Genomic DNA, 18,233 nt, shown 5'->3' with positions numbered 1-18,233 from the left:
CTGCCTGATGATTTCCGCGGTGACACCGGCTCATCTCGGGACAAGGCACCACACAGGAGTATCTCAAGGCTGTTGCTCGACACTCGGGGCCAGCAAACCGTCGATCGCCGGCTCGAAATAGGCCACCTGCAACGGATAGGCCTGCCCCATCAGCTCACCCTGGCCGTACCAGATCACGCCATTCTGGCGCAGGGTCATGCCGTCACGACCGTACTCGAACAGACTGCCCACCGAGCTGCTGAAGGCGAAGCGATCAGTGTCCATCTGCAGCAGCTTGTACGTGGAGCCTGCCGGCGGCAGCTGCGCCTCGATGCACTCGAGATAGACCGACGCGAGCTTCTCGAACAACTGCGTCGCCTGCTCGCGGTACTCGTTGACCGTGAGACCGGGGCGACGCTGCAACTCGGCGGCGATCAGAACAAACACATCGGCGTTGGCGCGTGCTGCTGCCAGCTTGAGCGGCAACACGTTGGCAAGGCGGGCATTGTCGACCTGCAAGACCGGCTGGTTACCCTGTTCGGGCGCCTTGCTCTGCGTCTCACCCTGAGGGACGGCCACCGTCAGCTCGGACACATCCACCGGCGACAGCACCGTGGTCGCCAGGTATGCGGCACAGGCAGTGGCCTGCGCTGGGCGGTCAGAATTGACCAGCAACGACAGGTCGTGACCGTGCTTGGGAACATGGGCAACATCGACATTCTGTTGAACGAGAAATGCGTTGACCTGCTCCTGCTTGGCCTGTCCACGAGCCAGTCCGCACACCTGCATCATCACGGCGTGGTTGCGCTGCCCCGCGAAGGTCGGCGACAACGAAAACACGGCATCCTGAATGATCGGCAGCGCCGGAATATTCACCCAGTTGCGCGGAACGGTCGGCGTGGCGGGTTGCTCGCTCCGGCAGCCAGCCAGACTTGTCAGCATCACGAAAAGGGTGATGCCGAAGGGGCGCAGCAGCGGTTTTTTCCCGCTCGGAACGGTCATGTTCAGCATAGGTGCCTCTGGTTCTTCGAATGTTGGAAATGCCGGCTACATCTGCTCTCGGGAAAGAAGGGTCACCACTGGTAGCCGATACCGACCGACAGCCCCAGGTCGCCCTGGCTGTTGGTGTTGCCCTGCAGCTTGGTCACCCACCTGCCGCTGTCGGAAATGCGTGACACACCAATGGCCAGGGCGGACTGGCCGCGATAGCTGCTCAGCCCCGCCGCAGTCATGCTGGCGCCCGGGGCATAGGGCTGCGGCAGACTGGCCATCGCCATGGCACCGGCAATCCCGGCGCTGAGGATGTCGTCCTGCTCGTGCAGGTCGCTCTTCAGTTCGGCAAAACGTTGATCGGTGTAACTGTTGGCGTTGCTGGTGATGCCGTTGACGCTGCTGTTCAGCTGAGCGAGGTTGACTGCATCGGTGTCCTGAGTGCCGGCCGCGACGTTGGTGATCTGGCGCTCCGCGCCGGCACTGCCGACCGAGACGCTGTTGTCACGATCCGCTACCGCGTTGGCCCCCAGGGCGACGGAGTTTTCCCGGGTGGCACTGGCTCTGGTGCCGATGGCCACGCTGCTGCCAGCCGAGGCCACGGCTCCCGAGCCACCAGCGACCGAGTCCAGCCCCCCGGCCTGAGGCGCGACCGGTGCATTGCCCTGATTGACCCGAAACATGCCGGCATCACCACGCTCGACCTGGGTGACACGCGCATCGACGACCTTCACCTCGTTCGTCACCTGGCTCACATCGCCGCTGACCGCGGCGATCTTCTGGTCGACGCCCTTGAGCTGGGCGACTTTCACGGCATCGCTGTCCTCGGAGCCGGCAGCCACCCCGGTGATCTGCCGATTCCCTGCGGCAGTGCCGACACCGACTTCACCCACGGAAGTCTGCGTTTCGCTCAGCGCGAAGGCGGTGTAGTTCGCCTGTGCCCCGCGATCGGCCACCGAGTCTGCGCCCAGCGCCACCGAATTGGCCTGGCTGGCACTGGCATTGGCGCCAATGGCCACGCTCCTGTCGCCAGTCGCCCTGGCCTGCTCACCCAAGGCCAGCGCGCTGGAGCCCGTGGCCTGGGCATCGGCCCCCACAGCGACCGAGTCCGTACCGCTCGCCACCGCGTCGGCCTTGTTCGAGCTGGCGCGAAAGTACTTGATACCGCCGCCATTGTTGAGCGTGGCCAGCGATCCCTCGAGCGTGCTGACCCGGCCATCGATCAGGGTGATCTGCTCGTTGGTCTCGTTGAGCTGGGACAGGTTCACCGCATCGCCGCCATTCACGCCTGCCGCGACGTTCAGGATGCGGGTGCCGGCAGCGTCGATGCCGCTGGCGGTGAGGCTCGGCCCTCCCACGATGGTCAGGCCATTGCCATTGAGCAGGGCGTTCCCGGCGGACAGCGATGTCACCGAAAGGTCATCGCTCAGGTCGAAGGTCACCTCCTCACGGCCGTTGCGGGTCGCCTGGCCGATGACCAGGTTGCCATCGGCGTTGCGCAGATTGACCTCACCACCCGGGGCCAGGTTAATCGCCCCGCCGCCTCCGGTACTCAGTCCCCATCCCGCATAGGCCGCCGTACTCACACTGCGCAACTGCGCCACGTTGACCGCGTCGCTGTCTTCGGTACCGGCAGCCACACCGGTGATCTGACGAAAGACCGCACTCCCGGCATCCCCCACCGCCAACGCCCCCGTGGTGCTTTCGGTCGCGACGATGCGCGCATCCAGGCGGTCGATGGCGTTGCTGGCCGGGTTGTAGCCCGCCATCCCCATGCCGGTATCGGCGATGGAGCCATTACCCAGGGCCACGCCTCCGGCCACCGTGACATCCGCCACGTTGCCGATCACGAAAGCATCGGTCACATCCAGGTCGTTACCGTTACCGATGATGCGACTGCCGGTAGCCGTTGCCCGCAACGTACTGCCGTTGCCAAACACCCCCGCATCGTCGGCGCTGATGCTGTTGTCGTTGCCCAGCGAATAGGACCCAGTCCCGGAAACGGTCGTCGGGTCGCCAATGGCGCCGGACTTGTTGCCACTGACCCTGTTGCCGAAGCCGATACTGATCGCTTGAATGCCTGACGCCTGGGCATTGCTGCCGATGGCGATGGCATCCGTCGCGGATGCCCTGGCCTGATAGCCGATCGAGACGGAGTTCGACGTCTCGATCGTCGAGCCAGCCCTAACGCCCAGCGCGATATTGGCGGCACCGATGACACTGCTGCCAGCAGATAACCCGATGGCAACGTTGTTGTCGCCATTCACGGTCCGCCCCGCCTGATAGCCCGTCGCGACGTTGGCACTGCCACTGGAATCCCTGCCGGCATCGGCTCCCCCGGCAAAGTTGTAAGACCCCGTCAGATCGATTCCGGCGTCCAGACCGATGGCCGTATTGGCAGTGCCTGTAACGTTGTGCCCCGCCCAGGCCCCGAACGCCGAGTTGTAATCACCCTGCACATTGTTCGAGGTGAAATGCCCCATGCCGGTATTGCTTTGTCCTTCGCTGTAGGAGCCCGCGTCGAAGCCGACGAACGCATTGTCGATACCCTGTATCTGTTGGCCCGCGCTCTGTCCAACCATCAGGTTCCGCTCGCCCATCGCCCCCGATCCGGCCAGTGAGCCGATGACGATCATGCCGCTCGACTGAGCTTGCGCGCCGCCCCCCAGCGCCAGGCTGTAGGAACCAACGGCATTGGCGTAGGCGCCAAGGGCCACGGAAGACTCGCCCAATGCCTGGGACTCGCCCCCCAGGGCCATTGCGTTCAGCGCCATGGCCTGAGCGTTGGTCCCGAGGTAGATGGCGTTGCCAGCCGCCGCCTGGCCTTGCATGCCGATGCCAATCGAGTTGGCACCAGAAGACAGGCTGAAGTTGCCCCCGATATTGATCGCATTGATATCGCTGGCCTGGGACTGCGAACCGATGGCGATGCCGTCCATACCGGTGACCGTAGCGGCGCTACCAATGGCGATGGCCGCGTTCTCGCAAGCGCTGGCGCCGTCCCCGATCGCGATGCGGTCATCGGCAGCGACCACGCAATCGGTACCACCGGCCACCTCATAGGCCTCAACCGAAGAGAGCGATGCGACGCCGCCAATCAGCCCGACGGCCAGCAGGCCACGCCGCACAACAACCGAACGGGACGTGCCGTAACGCGTTCTCCACACGGATACAACCCTGACGGGGCCGCGAAAGATATCCCGGACTAAGCAATCAATCGGACTCATAAGTTCCCTTATCGAGAGAAACTCTCTATCAATCTGCAACACCAATAAGGGTCACTCCAACCAACATGAACGCGCGCATTGAAACCCGAGGCGAACAGGCACCTTGATTCATATGACGACGAGCCATTCGACTTGCAGCACCATCAACTAGCAGCCTGCAAACTTGAACGTTGTGCAGGCGGTATCGCGCAGGATTTGCTAACTTCCAGAGGCGCTCATAACGACGAACTCCGAATAAAAAGAGGATGGCGTGACCAACTCGGCCACAACTGGGGAGCCTTGAATAGGTTCCCCTGCGCCCAGTTCGCGGAAGTTCCTCTGGCCAAGACGAGGTCTTCTTCGCTCTCGACTCCCTCGATAACAACATTGGGGGCGAACCGTGATGAAATACCGACCAGGTTACTAAGTACCTCTACGGATTGTTCACTTTCACGCGCCCGATGGAGATAACCCGCGTGAATCTTTATGATGTCCGGCTGAACGCGCCTGACGAAATCCAGCGTCGTGAATCCAGAACCGAAATCATCTATTGCGATCCTGCAGCCCAGCGTCTGCAGGCGTCGAACGAAATCAACAGCCGTCTCAGGATGGAGCATCGGCAGATACTCGGTAATTTCCACCGTCAGCCTGGACGCCAGATCAGGTCGCAGCGCCAGCAACTCCAGAATGGATATCCACCAGGCATCATCCACTGCACTGCTCGAAGATATGTTGCAGCCAAGCTTCACCTGAGGTTCCTGCCGCAACATGCCCAGCAGGCTCAGCACCACGCTGCGATCAAGACGACGAATCAAACCCAGCTTCTCGAGCGTGCTGATCGTGTCTTCCCCAGCAGTCGTTCTATGCGCCAGGTTCTCGACTGAACGCAGCAGGCCCTCCTCGTACAGCGTCTCCCCAGCCTCGCCAAGCGACACGATCGGCTGAAAGGCGAGCGCAAAATCCTGCCTGCCCAGGCCCCGGTAGAAGCAAGCCGCAAACTCCATGTCACTCTCATAGGAGAGGCGCCAGTCGGTGGAGCAATGCACCTCCGGCAACGGCATCGGTGCGGGCGGAGTTATCTGGTTGATTTCCGCAAGAGATGGAGCACCAAACAGATCGAGCGTGACAAAACCGACCGAGAGTACCGGGAATATCGGAGTACCCTCTATCTCAAAGGGTGGCGCGCTCAAGACCAACTGCCAGCGCTCGAGTTCCTGCAGGGCAAGGTTGTAACTGGTTGGAAAGCCCACATGCATGTGCATGAGAAAAGCGCCCTCACCCACCATGGAAATGATGGCGCCCCGACTATGCCCCCGAAACGAAATCTCCTTAACCAGCGCATGCACGAAATCGTCACCATAGACCGTGCGAACATGTTCGAGATTTCGCAACATGACGAAGATATGTGTAAACCCGGCAAAACCAGTCTCGATGCAAGCATCACCCAACTTTGACATACATGGCCTCCGTGGCTGCGCCGGTGTCTTCTCCCTTTGAAGTTCGACTCGTCATTACCACCCGCTGCAAACTTTCGCTCATACAGGGCAATACCTTCCACGACCGGCAAAACATGAGTGGCGACACTCGATATTCAGCCAGGCATCACTAAAACTTGTTTCAGCTCACGGTAATTATTTTCAAATTCACCATCAATATCGAAAATCGAGAATCACCGTTAAACATTGTTGAACAAACGACCAGCGCTTGCGCCAAGTTCGACTTCGTACTGCTTTGAACGGGTTTGCTGCCCCGCCGCGGGAGGACTTGGAGCCAGAAGCGCCTCGGCAAGGTTCTGGTGATCCGCACCGGCAAGCCACCTTTTGACTTCAGCGTCACCGGGGGCTGCCGACCGTAGACTGGGGGGCCCACGCATCGGGGTCGAGCAACCCCATGGATTCGCTGCGCAGCCCCCCCTCGCGGCCTTGCCCAGCCTGGCCTGGCCCCTGAAGTCCAACGAGCGTTTGACGCTAAGCATCTGAGTTGAAAACAGTTTTCTAGCAAATAGCGGTTGACAGGAAGATATCTGTCGGTAGAATGCCGACCCACAGACGCGGGATGGAGCAGTCTGGTAGCTCGTCGGGCTCATAACCCGAAGGTCGTAGGTTCAAATCCTGCTCCCGCAACCAGCTTCACGAAAAGGCCACTCAATGAGTGGCCTTTTTGCTTTGGCGAAAAATTAACTTTTTCGATCAAGAGCAACAAATCGATTGACAACGTTTCAAGCAAGCGTAGAATTGCCGGCGCGGGATGGAGCAGTCTGGTAGCTCGTCGGGCTCATAACCCGAAGGTCGTAGGTTCAAATCCTGCTCCCGCAACCACCTTCAGAAAAAGGCCACTCATCGAGTGGCCTTTTTCGTTTCCGGCATTGACCTCCCTCAGCTTCGCTTAAGGCAATCGGCCTATTCTTGGCGTACCTGCCACAGACGCAGGACATTGACCGAGGAAAGCCTGAATGAACTGGAAGAACACCCCACCACGCTATGGAAGCCTGTCCATTGGCCTGCACTGGCTGATGCTGATCCTGATCGCCGCCGTCTACGCCTGCATCGAACTCAAGGGCAACTTTCCCAAGGGCAGCGATACCCGCGAACTGCTCAAGCAATGGCACTTCATGCTCGGCCTCGGCGTTTTCGCTCTGGTCTGGCTGCGCCTGCTGGCCCGGGCCCTGGGCAGCACGCCGGCGATCGTACCGCCGCAGCCATCCTGGCAGGCGCTGGCCGCGAAGCTGATGCACCTGGCGCTGTACGCCCTGATGATCGGCGCACCGCTGGCCGGCTGGCTGATCCTCAGCGCCGCCGGCAAACCCATCCCCTTCTTCGGCCTCGAGCTTCCCGCACTGATCGGCCCGGACAAGGCGCTGGCCGGGCAGATCAAGGAGCTGCACGAGCTGGCCGGTACCGCCGGCTACTGGCTGATCGGCCTGCATGCCGTCGCGGGTCTGTACCATCACTATGTGATGCGCGACAACACCCTGACCCGCATGCTGCCCGGACGCAATTGAGGTGAAGACGCCTCTGGTCAAGCGCCCTGAGCGCCGCTAGAATTGCGCACTTTTTGATCAGAGGCGCCCGCAGGCGCCCGTAGAGGTTAGCCCGCATGTCCACCGCCACACCCAAAGTCGGTTTCGTCTCTCTTGGCTGCCCATGAGGCACATTTAGTAAACTTTTTCTGTAAGCCAAAAAAGGCCTGGGCATAGCTGTCCAGGCCTTTTCATTCCTAGTCCCGGGCGGGGACAGGAGCAACGATTAAACCGGTATCACTGGAGGCGCCCTTTCTCAGATTTATCTCCAAAGCCTCCTCCCTCGTTTCAAGCAGGTGTGGCTGCGCCATCGGCCTGAGTGCCTCAATAACATCAAGGATTGGAAACTCCCGGCGCTCTTCAAGGAAACGGCACACTTGACGATCCGGTGGGCGAGGCAAAGCAACCTCTCGCGGGACTCTTGCATCAGCATGGATGAACTGCTGCACAATCTGCCACCCTTGGTAGAAGACCTCCATGAAAGAAGCATCATAGGGAACAGGAGCAACAATTAGATTACGCTGATCGTCGAATCGAATCGCATCATTGCGGCCTTGCTGTGAAGGCACTATCGCCAGGCGCAAACCTTTAGCCCCCTCAAGCTGCCTAGGGTTGATCTTCACTGTGGTCCCCACCCACTGGTCGGGATCAGCCCGCCCAACGAACAAGTCAGCCTTCCATAGGCCATTGATTGACGCTGGCAGCAGCTCCCTCTCTGCTCGCTTACGGAAAGCAGACGCAACAGAATCAATGTGCTTCTTGAGCTTAACCGGCCGGCCCTTACTGCCTGAAAGCAAGGATGAATCGTCCGTTAGGATCTCTCTGGCAGTTTGGATTAGCTGCACAGCACCCGTTTTTTCGGCACCAAAGAGAATGGAGTCTGGATTCCCACCACGAATGCGACAGTGCTGGCTCAGCGCGGTATCTATTCGGTCCAAGATCAGCTGATTACCATTAGAGATGGCATCATGAATCGCGTACTCAAAGCAGATGCCGCAATCTCCGTCACCGGGACGATAGAGCCGCGGCAGCTGCCGGAGCCTAATGCTTGGCAATCCCCCCGCATCAGCAATCGCCTCCTGCTTGATCGCGAATAGCACACCCTGAAGGATCGGTATAACCACCGCAATTAGTGCCTGAACCTCATCTGCCACAGGATTACGCTGAATTTCCTTCCTTAAGTCCATCTGATCTTCCTAGGATGTATTTTGGCCAGGTATAGCGAAACGCCATCTAGAAAGCAATCCAGGTCCACCAGGGCCAGATCTAGTCCATATCACTCGCCGCTATCATTACCTAAGCCTTCCCACAGGCACAAAAAAAGGCCCGGCGCCGCAGGGACTCCCCCACGGCGCCGGGCCTTTTTCATGGATAGACAAAATACACTGTATGCAAATACAGTAATTACATGGACCTCTACGACCTCCAACACAGGCGGCCCAGCCTCACAAACTGGATCACCTCCTACCGCTACGACGCCGCCTGGCGGAACCTCGCGGATGAGCACTATGCCTATCTGCGCGACCGCGCCAATGCGTTGCTGCAGTTCAGCGAAATCTCGCTGGATATCCGCAACCACCTCGTCACCGAGGCGTATGCCAAGTACCAGGCTTTCACCCGCCTCAACGCTGATGCCGAGCAAGCCTGGACCCTGAACTACGAATATGACGTGCACGAAGGCGACACCATCGTCGCCAAGATCGGCGAGGGCGGCCACCTGACAGCGCCAGATTTATCGTTGCTGGGCTGTGTCAGCCAAACGCCTGGCGTCGTTCCACGGATCATCCAGTATGTCGACTATTCTCCAGTCGTCATCGGCACCCTCGACGGCCTTGTGATTCACCGCCCAACAGGTGAGCCATGGCGGATGACCCTGCGGCGCAACCTCGACTTGCGACGCTGGGTGGCCAGCTAGACCAACAGGAGGCGTCATGTGTGGTCGCTACGTGTCACCAGATGATCGCGCCATTGAGCAGTACTGGCACATTGGCGCCCGAGATTCATGGCAGTGGATACGCCGCTACAACGTGGCACCCTCTACCCAGGTGCCGCTCCTGCGCCTCAACGAACAAGGCCAGCTCGAACTCGACGGCGCCCGCTGGGGGCTGGTCCCGCACTGGTGGAATAAGCCGGCCCTCCCCTCGCTCAGTTTCAACGCCCGCAGCGAGGAAGCCGCGAACAAGCCGATGTGGCGCCAGGCGATCCGCTCGCAACGCTGCATCATGCCGGCGCTCGGGTGGTATGAGTGGAACGAGAAAGAGAAAGTGCGCAACCGCGCCGGCCGGCAGGTCAATCAGCCCTACTACCACCACGCCGCAGACGACAGCATGCTGGCCATCGCCGGGCTGTGGTCAATCTGGACGAGCACCGAAGGCAACCAGGTGCTGTCGTGCGCCCTGCTCACAAAGGACGCGGCCGGACCGGTTGCGGCGGTGCATCACCGCATGCCGGTGATCCTTGAACCCCAACAGTTCGAGCTATGGCTTTCGCCGTCCAGCAGCGCCGAGGCGGTGCATACCGCAATCGCAACCAGCCGCGAGGACTTCGAGGTCTATCCGGTCACGACCGATGTCGGCAACAACCGCAACGACTACCCCGAGCTGCTGGAGCCCATCGAGGTAGCGTGACACTGGATCAACTGTCCGATTCGTAAGCCGCGACGCCTTCACCAAATGCGATCCACTCAGACTCCGGCGCCGATGCATCGCGCAGAATGAACAGCTCGACGGGCTTACCCGCTGCCGGTTCTGCTGGCTTAATGCGCGCGAGACGGTGCGTCTTCACACCGAGCGTGTAAGAGCTTTCGGCCCGATGGAAATCCCAAAGCCCCCAGCCACCCGACTCGCTCAACTTCCGTTCAAGCTTGATCGGCCGCTTGCCAACTACCCGGACTACTAGCACGCCACCACCCCGCAAAGAAGAAAGACCGCAGTCTACCTCAGACCGCATCGCGAAGACGGGCGCGCCCAAATAATAGGCGCATTGCGCCTAAATAATGCTTTACACATAGGCGCAATGCGCCTAATATCTATTCCGTTGGTGGCACGCAGAGAGCCACTCGACCCGAGGGGGCTAGTCGTTGCCACCGAGAGGAACGAGATGAATCTCTCAGATGTGGCGACCATCCGCACGAACTACCCCGAGGCGCATTTCTGGATAGTTCGGCGGGGCTCAGCAGAGCGATGCGGCGAGCCGGTCCGAGTGTTCAACCCTGAACACATTGGAGTCCGGGTAGACCGAACTGACATCCTCTTGCCTGACTACCTCTTCTACGCGCTGACGAGCATTCACCAGCGAGGCCACTGGAAAGAGATAGCGACAGGGACACTGAGCTTGGTCAACATCCGTGTTTCAGACGTTCGCTCGATTGAGCTGTCACCACGGTGAGACGGGGGCCGAAAGGCCCCCTACTCTCAACCACAACCCAGGGACATGACATGAAGATCGATCTACCCGGCATTGCAGATCAGCAGGCGCTGGTATTCACCGCAGCGACCGAGGCGGCCATTGAACAGTTGCGCCAGAACCTGGCAGCGCCACGGGTGCCGCCACAGCAGGAGGTGGACGAGAGCCAGTATCCGCGCACGCACCTGCTACGCGAGGCCGAAGGCTGGCACGCACCGCACCCCGATATCGTCGGCGCCTACTTTCGCCACTTCCAGCACCACTTCCCCGAGTACAACACCGACCGCAAGCTGGCCCAGCTGCTGGGCCTGTCGGGTGATCGGCGCGTACGCGAGTTCAAGCAGGGCGAGCGGAAGGTGCCCTACGGCGTGTGGCGGCACTTCCTTGTCATCACCGGGCGGGCGCCACAGGACGTACTGCCCGTGCTGGCCTACATGGCATGAGAACGGACTAGCGGCACGCCTCGACAGCAGCCTCCAGCCTCAGCTCGTACCCCTTCCGCTGCAGGCGATCAGCACGCAGCGCGCGCATCTGCTCGGCAATCGTGGCGCCGATGGGCAGCACGTCGACGGCGAACACCGGCCGCTGTACGCGCTCGGTGCGGCACGGGATCTGCACCGGCACCTCGACGCGCACCACCTGTGGTTCGGGCGTCTCAGCCACCTGGCCGGCACAACCAGCCAGAGCCAGGCACAGGACAGCTATCAGTCGCTTCATTGCGCACGCTCCCGCCGTAGCTCATCGTCGAATGCCTGGCTTGCAGCAGTGCAGGCATCGACGCCGGCCGGCGTGCGTTCCTGCAGCACCTGCTGCGCCAGCTGGTCGGCCTGCTGTGCCAAGCCCTCGGCCTGCTGCTGGATGGCCCGCACCTCAGCAGCACGCGCTTGCGCCGCGCCGCGCAGGTCCGCCAGCGCGGCATTCTGCTCAATGACCTGGCCGAGCAGTGTGGTGCGAGTCGATCTGCAGGCCCCCAGCTTGCCAGCGTCATCAAGACGCGCCGTGCGCTCGTCCTGCAGGTCGGCCTGCAGGCTGATGACGCGGATCTGCTGGCCGGCGCCAACAACCAAGGCCAGTACCGCACCAGCAATCCAGGGCCAGGCCCAGGACGGGACCAGCTTCAGCCAAGCAGCCATCACGGCACCTCCTTGAAGAAGATGTGCCGACCGATCTTGCAGGTGCGGGTGGCTCCCGCCACCCAGGCCGGCGGCTTCTTCAGCGTGGTGGAGTAGTAGTGAGTGGCACCGCCAGTCGGGTCGGGCTCATGGCCATCGATCACCGCCAGGGCAGCCTCACGGCACTGCATGAACTGGCCGGCCGGGATCTGCTTTTCACCGCGCAAGTAGGCCGAGTTCGGGTCGTTCTGGTTCCAGCAGCTGAACTGCCAGGGTGCCTTGCACACGCCTTCGTACCCTTCACCCCACCAGTCGGGCTTGCCGTCGTTGTGCAGGTCCATCTCTACCCTGTTGCGGATGCACCAGCCTACGGCGATCTGCCCTGCCAGGCCTTCGCCACGCGCCTCGCCCCAGATGGTGCGGGCCAGCACGTCGATGTCTTGTTCACGTTGCGTCATGGGTTTCTCCAGGCACAAAAAAGCCCGCACGGGGCGGGCATCGAGGTAGAGCGATCGCTGCTGGATCAAGGGCCGGTGTGGCGCTCGCTCAGCCAGCCGCACAGTCCGCCTATCGTGTGCGGGCTGTAGCTGGCTGGGTTGGGCAGGCCCAGGGCGGCGGCGCACCACTCGCTGCAGAACGCTGCGTGCTCAACCTGGCGGTTGCGGTTGAACACCTGGCTCATGATCAGCGATGGCCAGCCATAGGAATCCGGATCGGTGCGCAGGAAGTGCTCGATCACGGCAGCAGAATCAGCCGCCGGCAGCGGGATCAGGTCCCAGTGTTCGGCGCTGAGTGAAATTTCATCCTCCCCTGTGCCGATGCGCTTGCGGCGCACCCCTTTGTCCATGACCGAGCTACTGTAGCAGTAGCCGCCGAGCACCAGCTCGCAATGGCTGTAGGGGCTGCGGGTCCACCAGCGGATCAACGCGTTGCCGATCTGCCCTTTGCCCTTGTACAGCGCCAGTTGTACTTGCGTCATGCCAACTCCTCCCGCAGCTGCGCCGTTGGCGCAGTCATCACTGTTTGCTGAATCGCCTGCAGCTCCAGCAGCACCTCCTGCGGGAGCTGGTAGTCGAGGGCAGGCGCACCACCGCCCTTGATGGCATCCTCATAACCCTGCCGGCGCCCGGTAAGCCAGGCGGACATGATCACGAACTGGCGGGCCTTCACCAGGGTTCGGCGCAGGTACTCCTCACGATCCAGGCCGCGCACCTGAGCAGCTCTGTCGACCCATGGCGTTTGAGCACCAAGCGGGTCCTGCAACCACGCCGACGCCTCCTGGTCCTGCGTAGGCCAGGTGTCTTTCTCCAGTTGCGGATAGTCAGCAGTCAACTGACCGGTAGCGGCTTCATAGGCGGCATTGTTCTCGCGCAGGCGCTCCGCCATCGGCGGCTCGGCCGGCGCCGGGGGCATGAACTGGCCATCGGCGTACAGCCAGCCAGGTGCGACTGGGGAGGCCTCCGGGAGTTCTATCAGAATGATGTTCGGGGCGAACACCGGCAGAGCCTCGTACTCGGGCGTGCTGTGAACCCGGCCGGAAACGATCAGTGCATATTTCATGGGGTTACAGCCTCCCACCACTCAACAAGAATCATGCCGTTCTGCCCCTCTTGGTAGCCGGCAGACGCATCACGCCATGCCCCGCCACCAGCTCCGTAGCCCTGAGCACCTGTCATTACCCCTGCGAAGGCTGCGAGCTGGATCGGGGCAGTGCGCAGCATAAGTCCGGCCGCACCGGTCGCCCTCGCAGTCCCCGAGACGGTTAAGCGACCAGCAAGCGCATAGTTCGTGTCAGTGCCCTGCGCGGTCGCTGCTGCCGTCGTCGACGTTGTGAAACCGCCCGGAGCCGCACCTATCAACGAGGTTGTCGAGCCACCCAGCACGCTGAGATACGCCCCGAAGGACGTAGTGCCGCCAGGACTCGGCGCAGTGTTGAGGCCGGTGGCGGACGCGCCGCCAGTGCCTACCGTGCAAGTCACCGATGTGGCAGCCCCAATGTCCACAGGAGCTTCTACGGCAAACTGCGCACTCCATCCGCCCAGCACGTTGCCGCCGCTATACCCACCAGAGCAGCCACCACCGACCAGGGTCACATCGACCACATCGCCGATCTGGTTCGGAGACCTGAGCCACGTCCCGCTCGAAGTGATCAACTGTGATTTCCGAATCGCTACCACGCCGCCTCCCAACTCCATAACAGAGCCATTCGCCAACTTGATGAATAGCTTCCCGTCAGCGGTGTTCACCGCCAACTCACCCACCAGCAAGTCGGCAGCAGCCGGCACCCTGCCAGGGACATCAGAGCGCTTGAGCTGGATACGATCTGACATGCTGGCCCCCGATCAGTAGGTGCCGCCGTCGATACCGTCGACGAACTCCAGCCCCGATGCGCCGGCGTTGACCTTCACGAAGCGCCCCGCAGCCCCCGTGAAGTTCGCCGGCGTATCGCTCAGTGCAATGAAGGTCGTGACGCCGCTGGGGATGGCCTCCATCTCGAACATGCCGTCGCGGTAGATCAGCACCTGGCCATTCGCGGCGTCGGTCAGGTCAACATCGGCCAGGGCGCCGATGCTGGCGGCAGCGATGACGGTACCCACCGCCGACGCGAAGTCGCTCAGGTCGCTCGAGCTGAGGCTATCCAGCTTGTCCTTCAGCGCCTTGCCGCCGATGATCACCGGCGCCCCATCGCTGATGCGGCCGTAGTACAGGTAGCCAGAGACCTCCGAGTAGGCCAGTTCGCCTGCGGCCAGACTGGCCGGAGCGGAGGTGGCGTCAGAGCGTTTGATGCGGATGATATCGGCCATGGTTGGCTCCTCAGAAGTGGCCGCCATCTGGCGACACAGGTTCGAATTCGTTGTTGTGGCAGACCTTGAGCTGCAGGGTCAGCGGGTTCCACCAGGTTTCGCTTTCACTCGCGCCGGTGGGCGCGTGGTCCTGGATGTAGGTGACGCCACCCGCGCCAACCCCGTTGCGCCCGGGCGGCCCCTGCGTGCCCGGTGCCACCACAATCGCAGCGGGCGCAGCAGGCTGGTGCACCAGCACGAAGGGTTGGCCAGCTACGATCACATCAGGTGCAGCAGCCATGGCCACCCCCTCGACGCACAGTCACCGGGCCATCCAGCCAGCGGTCGACGTCACCGTTGCTCCATGTGATGTCCAAGGCGTAGGTCACGCCCTCGAGTGGGATGGCCGCGCTCTGAGTGGGCGTCAGCACGATGTTCAGGCGCCCCACTCCCAGCACCTGCAGCCCGTCGTTTGCCGTAGTCAGCTCCAGGCTGTAGCCAGGGCCGGTCAAGGTGAGCTTGGCCGTGGCATCGGTGAGGTCGACGCCCGGCTGATACACCAGCCAGCCGCCACGGGCGTTCTGCTCGGCGCCGTTCAGCGCGTTGATCTCCACCGTGGCGGCATCGATCACGCCCACCATCCAGGGCGCCTGCTGGGGCGGTTGGCGGTTGAGGGCACTCCAGCCAGAAACGCCTTCCACCCAGCACGGCCACTCGGCCGGCAGGCCATGGGCCGGCACGGTGAGCTGTAGCGACGGGGTTTTCAGGATCTCGCTGATGGCCTTGCGCTCGAAGCGCGGCTGCAGCAGGTAGAGCGGTTTTCGGTTCGTTGCGCCCGGAATGACGGGCAAGTCGAGGCAGGCCGGCTGCATGGCTGGCTACTCCTAATTTTCGGGATAGAACAGGGCGGCTATCAGCCCACCGGGAACGACATGCCGTCGAATGCCAGAGCCCCGGCGCCTGCTTCGCCAGTCCAGCTCGGAAAGCCGTAGATGAACTGCCCGGCCGGGGTGATCGAGAAATTCTGATCAACGTCTCTGTTCGACGTGTACAGCACCAACTCTGCAGCGGGCTCCCAGCCAGAGGGCAACTGCGCAATGGCGGTGTCGACGAATGCCGATGCCGGGCTGAAGGACACTTCGCCACGCAGATAGACAACGCTGCCGATCTTCCGCCCGGAGATTACGCCGGAAACGCCCGCAGCCGTGCTGAGAGTGATCCAGCCGCTATCGCTCGGCCCTGTACCGAACGATGACAGGTGCCCTGCAGTTACGGGCGCATAGATGAGGGTACCGGCCGGCCATTGTGCAGCGGTGGTCCCCTCCTCGCCGCGCTGCAGCGTGTAGCTGCCACCGGCACCGCCGACGATGCGCACGACCTCGAAACTCCCCGCCACCTGCTGCGGCGGAGCGCCCGCGAGAACAACCAGGTACTCAACCCCTTCAGCCAGGCCAAGCCGCTCAATTGCTCCCAGCGGCAGGGGCAAAGCTGGCGCGTCGACGGCCAGCACGCCCTCCAGCTGATAGGTCCAATTGTTGATGAACTGCATGGGTACCTCAGATGTAAGTGATGGGCGTGCTGGTGTCGCGTAGCGTCTGGCCTGTAACCGGGTTGTGGCTGCCGAAGTAGCCCTTGGCAGGCAGCGGGCCGGTGCGCCGACCCGCGACGGTAAGGCCCCGGCACGCAACGGTGCTCAGCGTGTTTGTGATGTTGTAGGGCTTGGCGTTGTTGACGTCCCACACCGTGAAGCCGAGGCAATGCATCTGCAACGTGTAGTGCTGCGGAATGATCGACATACGTCGGGTCTGATAGCCGGGGTTCGCATCAAGCTCGAACTCGGCTCCCCACCCACCGCTCCAGGCGTTCGACTGGGATAGATTCACGGGGCTTACGTCCCGGATAGCGGTGTTCCAGTTGCTACCCGATGCGCTCCCGCTGACACTATCGACAACCTCGCCATCGAACTCCGTTGTTCGCTCCCAGCTTCCGGCAACCTGCCTTGTTCCCGTTAGAGATGTGAAAGCGTTCCCATCGTCGCCGGCCTCAACCTCGACAGTTGTCACCATGTGTCGCTCGCTTGTCGAAGAGCCGGTACTGGTGATACTTGAAACAGAAACGCCATCATCAATAAGTGATGCGGTAAGCGATGAAGTGATCTGACGCTGCTCTGTCACCGTGTGCTCGTGATACCCAGGCGAGATCAAGCGAATGCCGAAAACCGGGCCTCCCTGACCCTCACCAATGGCTGGCTGGCTAGCGCCGCCATAGCTGGTGTCGTAGACCATGTCCGAGCTTAAGGCGTACTGGTAGACGATTCGGCGGATGCTCTTATCAGGCCCGTAGTACATTGAAACGACGCGGGTCTGCTCTTCCCGCCTGATCAAGCTTCCACTTTCGTACCAGGCCGCGCCAGAGAACGATCCCGCGTCATCGAGGGGGAATGTCGCGCTAGAGATCGCCGTCTCCCCAGCCGCGTATGTCGACCACTCGAAGCCTGTAGCGACAATGGCCGTCCACCGCCCCAGCGCATTCGTCTCTGAATACGAATAGCCGGCCTCTATATCTGCCTTGCCGTACAGCAGGTCGACAACAGCGGTTGGCGCAGAGCCGGGACCTGAGACACGCAGCTCATAGAACGCAACAGCTTCCCAGCGCTCATTACGCTGCTTCCACTCGTTGTCGCTCCCCCCGGCACGCACCGCCATCTTTGCAAGCAGCACGCGCGATCCATCTGGTAGCGCATCGATCACCACTACCGATCCCGAGCCAAAAACCGTGATTGGTGACTGGTCTGCACCGGGCTCAAATGTGCGGGTTGCCGAAACGCTGGCCCGCTCAGTCTCAGCGTCACCTCGCTTGATCACGGGCGTTGATTGGAAGTTGATGCTCAGCGACGCAGAAACAGATGCAATCCAGTTCTTTTCACCATCGTGGTAAACGAACCAAGTCAGTGGATCAGCCCTGTGCTGAACACCGCCAGCAATCTGAAGCTCGTTGATGATGACCTCTGGCTGCCAAACCGCACCTGCGGCTTCGGCTTGCTCCGCTTCCGTCTCACTCAGCTCTACGGCAATGGCCCGCGGGTCTCTAAACGCGAATGTACTGCCGGACTGCCAGCGCCCCACGCTTGAGGCCGAAGGCACATATGGCAGTTGCATTACGGCCCCATTCGGCAGTTGCAGCCGCGCAGGCAGCCCGGTGAAATTTGTATCAAGCTCAACCTTGCCATGCCACGGAAAGCCCACTCGCAAAAGCTTGCCGGGGCGCCAGTCATTAAGCGGGCTGTCATACATCGCCGGGCACTCCGAACACGAACGGCACTTCTGCGCCGTCAGCATCGATCATTGTGAGGGTGTGCAGCGGCTGAATCTGCACAGCCAGCATGTAGTCATTGCTATAGAACGTTACACCGTCCGGGTAATACGCCCGATCGGCCTTACCTCCGGCGCGCAATCGTTCTGTTAACGGTGCGGCAATACCACCGCCCGTGCTCTGCGGTGCGGCGTAGTTGCCACGCCCGCGTTGCGCGGGCACGCTCCCACGCGGATCAACAGCAGGCAGCGAGCGCCGCTGCCTGGGCTGGCTGACCAGCGCATTGATGTCGTCAACCTCATTGCGCCCGGTGCGGCGCGCAACCATGGCCTCTCCGGCAGCGCGGCGGCTGGCCTCGCTCGTGCCCTGGCGGCTGCGCTGCAGGGCTTCCGCCGTGGCGCGGCGCTGATCAGCAGGTGTCGGCATA

The 18,233-nt window shown here is 61.7% G+C and carries 21 protein-coding genes and 2 tRNA genes; 6 read left to right on the top strand and 17 right to left on the bottom strand.

Annotation, left to right across the window (positions count from 1 at the left end; genetic code table 11):
* Window positions 1–63: 63 nt before the first annotated feature.
* The 3 genes from JLK41_RS09260 to JLK41_RS09250 all read right to left on the bottom strand — a co-directional run bounded on the left by JLK41_RS09260 (window position 64) and on the right by JLK41_RS09250 (window position 5,632).
* Window positions 64–990: a hypothetical protein gene (locus JLK41_RS09260; protein ID WP_210390847.1), complete on the bottom strand. Its 927-nt coding sequence runs from the start codon at window positions 988–990 to the stop codon at window positions 64–66.
* A 62-nt stretch (window positions 991–1,052) separates the two neighbouring features.
* Entirely contained in the window at window positions 1,053–4,136 is a 3,084-nt protein-coding gene (locus tag JLK41_RS09255; RefSeq protein WP_210390846.1) for a YadA-like family protein, read from the bottom strand.
* Window positions 4,137–4,411: 275 nt separating this feature from the next.
* Window positions 4,412–5,632: an EAL domain-containing protein gene (locus JLK41_RS09250; RefSeq protein ID WP_210390845.1), complete on the bottom strand. Its 1,221-nt coding sequence runs from the start codon at window positions 5,630–5,632 to the stop codon at window positions 4,412–4,414.
* A gap of 592 nt (window positions 5,633–6,224) precedes the next feature.
* On the opposite strand from JLK41_RS09250, the gene JLK41_RS09245 reads away from it, so the two are divergent.
* The 3 genes from JLK41_RS09245 (at window position 6,225) to JLK41_RS09235 (ending at window position 7,176) form a co-directional block, all read left to right on the top strand.
* Window positions 6,225–6,301, top strand: a tRNA-Met gene (locus JLK41_RS09245).
* Window positions 6,302–6,416: 115 nt separating this feature from the next.
* Window positions 6,417–6,493: transfer RNA gene (locus JLK41_RS09240), tRNA-Met, on the top strand.
* A 134-nt stretch (window positions 6,494–6,627) separates the two neighbouring features.
* The gene (locus tag JLK41_RS09235; RefSeq protein ID WP_047587813.1) at window positions 6,628–7,176 is read left to right on the top strand and encodes a cytochrome b; all 549 of its coding nucleotides are present in this window, start codon (window positions 6,628–6,630) and stop codon (window positions 7,174–7,176) included.
* Between the two features lie 215 nt (window positions 7,177–7,391).
* On the opposite strand, the gene JLK41_RS09230 is transcribed toward JLK41_RS09235, so the two are convergent.
* Window positions 7,392–8,381, bottom strand: coding sequence for a hypothetical protein (locus JLK41_RS09230; RefSeq protein WP_210390844.1), 990 nt, complete (start codon window positions 8,379–8,381; stop codon window positions 7,392–7,394).
* A gap of 221 nt (window positions 8,382–8,602) precedes the next feature.
* Here JLK41_RS09230 and JLK41_RS09225 point away from each other — a divergent pair, with 221 nt between their 5' ends.
* A complete protein-coding gene (locus JLK41_RS09225) occupies window positions 8,603–9,109 on the top strand; it encodes a hypothetical protein (protein WP_210390843.1) in 507 nt (168 codons plus the stop codon).
* Window positions 9,110–9,125: 16 nt separating this feature from the next.
* Window positions 9,126–9,821, top strand: a complete 696-nt coding sequence (locus JLK41_RS09220; protein ID WP_210390842.1) for an SOS response-associated peptidase — start codon at window positions 9,126–9,128, stop codon at window positions 9,819–9,821.
* A gap of 7 nt (window positions 9,822–9,828) precedes the next feature.
* On the opposite strand, the gene JLK41_RS09215 is transcribed toward JLK41_RS09220, so the two are convergent.
* The gene (locus JLK41_RS09215) at window positions 9,829–10,044 is read right to left on the bottom strand and encodes a hypothetical protein (RefSeq protein WP_244976488.1); all 216 of its coding nucleotides are present in this window, start codon (window positions 10,042–10,044) and stop codon (window positions 9,829–9,831) included.
* Between the two features lie 587 nt (window positions 10,045–10,631).
* Here JLK41_RS09215 and JLK41_RS09210 point away from each other — a divergent pair.
* Complete coding sequence (locus JLK41_RS09210; protein ID WP_210390840.1) at window positions 10,632–11,042, top strand: hypothetical protein; 411 nt, start codon at window positions 10,632–10,634, stop codon at window positions 11,040–11,042.
* 7 nt (window positions 11,043–11,049) lie between these two features.
* On the opposite strand, the gene JLK41_RS09205 is transcribed toward JLK41_RS09210, so the two are convergent.
* The 12 genes from JLK41_RS09205 to JLK41_RS09150 form a co-directional block, all read right to left on the bottom strand.
* Window positions 11,050–11,316 (bottom strand): hypothetical protein, encoded by a 267-nt coding sequence (locus JLK41_RS09205; protein WP_210390839.1) that lies wholly within the window; start codon window positions 11,314–11,316, stop codon window positions 11,050–11,052.
* Window positions 11,313–11,732 (bottom strand): hypothetical protein, encoded by a 420-nt coding sequence (locus JLK41_RS09200; RefSeq protein ID WP_210390838.1) that lies wholly within the window; start codon window positions 11,730–11,732, stop codon window positions 11,313–11,315. Before JLK41_RS09200 ends, JLK41_RS09205 begins: the two co-directional genes overlap by 4 nt.
* Window positions 11,732–12,169, bottom strand: coding sequence for a cell wall hydrolase (locus tag JLK41_RS09195; RefSeq protein ID WP_047586687.1), 438 nt, complete (start codon window positions 12,167–12,169; stop codon window positions 11,732–11,734). Before JLK41_RS09195 ends, JLK41_RS09200 begins: the two co-directional genes overlap by 1 nt.
* Before the next feature lie 65 nt (window positions 12,170–12,234).
* Entirely contained in the window at window positions 12,235–12,690 is a 456-nt protein-coding gene (locus JLK41_RS09190; RefSeq protein ID WP_210390837.1) for a hypothetical protein, read from the bottom strand.
* Window positions 12,687–13,271 (bottom strand): hypothetical protein, encoded by a 585-nt coding sequence (locus JLK41_RS09185; RefSeq protein ID WP_210390836.1) that lies wholly within the window; start codon window positions 13,269–13,271, stop codon window positions 12,687–12,689. The genes JLK41_RS09190 and JLK41_RS09185 overlap by 4 nt, the downstream gene beginning before the upstream one ends.
* Window positions 13,268–14,041: a glycine-rich domain-containing protein gene (locus JLK41_RS09180; protein ID WP_210390835.1), complete on the bottom strand. Its 774-nt coding sequence runs from the start codon at window positions 14,039–14,041 to the stop codon at window positions 13,268–13,270. The genes JLK41_RS09185 and JLK41_RS09180 overlap by 4 nt, the downstream gene beginning before the upstream one ends.
* Window positions 14,042–14,053: 12 nt before the next feature.
* Window positions 14,054–14,515: a hypothetical protein gene (locus JLK41_RS09175; RefSeq protein ID WP_210390834.1), complete on the bottom strand. Its 462-nt coding sequence runs from the start codon at window positions 14,513–14,515 to the stop codon at window positions 14,054–14,056.
* 10 nt (window positions 14,516–14,525) lie between these two features.
* Entirely contained in the window at window positions 14,526–14,795 is a 270-nt protein-coding gene (locus JLK41_RS09170) for a hypothetical protein (RefSeq protein WP_210390833.1), read from the bottom strand.
* A complete protein-coding gene (locus tag JLK41_RS09165; protein ID WP_210390832.1) occupies window positions 14,779–15,366 on the bottom strand; it encodes a hypothetical protein in 588 nt (195 codons plus the stop codon). The genes JLK41_RS09170 and JLK41_RS09165 overlap by 17 nt, the downstream gene beginning before the upstream one ends.
* Window positions 15,367–15,407: 41 nt before the next feature.
* Window positions 15,408–16,043 (bottom strand): hypothetical protein, encoded by a 636-nt coding sequence (locus tag JLK41_RS09160; RefSeq protein WP_210390831.1) that lies wholly within the window; start codon window positions 16,041–16,043, stop codon window positions 15,408–15,410.
* A 7-nt stretch (window positions 16,044–16,050) separates the two neighbouring features.
* Window positions 16,051–17,787 (bottom strand): hypothetical protein, encoded by a 1,737-nt coding sequence (locus JLK41_RS09155; RefSeq protein WP_210390830.1) that lies wholly within the window; start codon window positions 17,785–17,787, stop codon window positions 16,051–16,053.
* Window positions 17,780–18,232 carry a hypothetical protein gene (locus JLK41_RS09150; protein WP_210390829.1) on the bottom strand — a complete coding sequence of 151 codons (453 nt, stop codon included), beginning with the start codon at window positions 18,230–18,232 and terminating at the stop codon, window positions 17,780–17,782. The genes JLK41_RS09155 and JLK41_RS09150 overlap by 8 nt, the downstream gene beginning before the upstream one ends.
* Window position 18,233: the final 1 nt, after the last annotated feature.

This window comes from Ectopseudomonas khazarica (genome assembly GCF_017915135.1).
In the GTDB taxonomy this organism is placed as follows: Bacteria; Pseudomonadota; Gammaproteobacteria; order Pseudomonadales; family Pseudomonadaceae; genus Aquipseudomonas; species Aquipseudomonas khazarica.
This window is presented reverse-complemented; position numbering and strand designations above follow the sequence as displayed.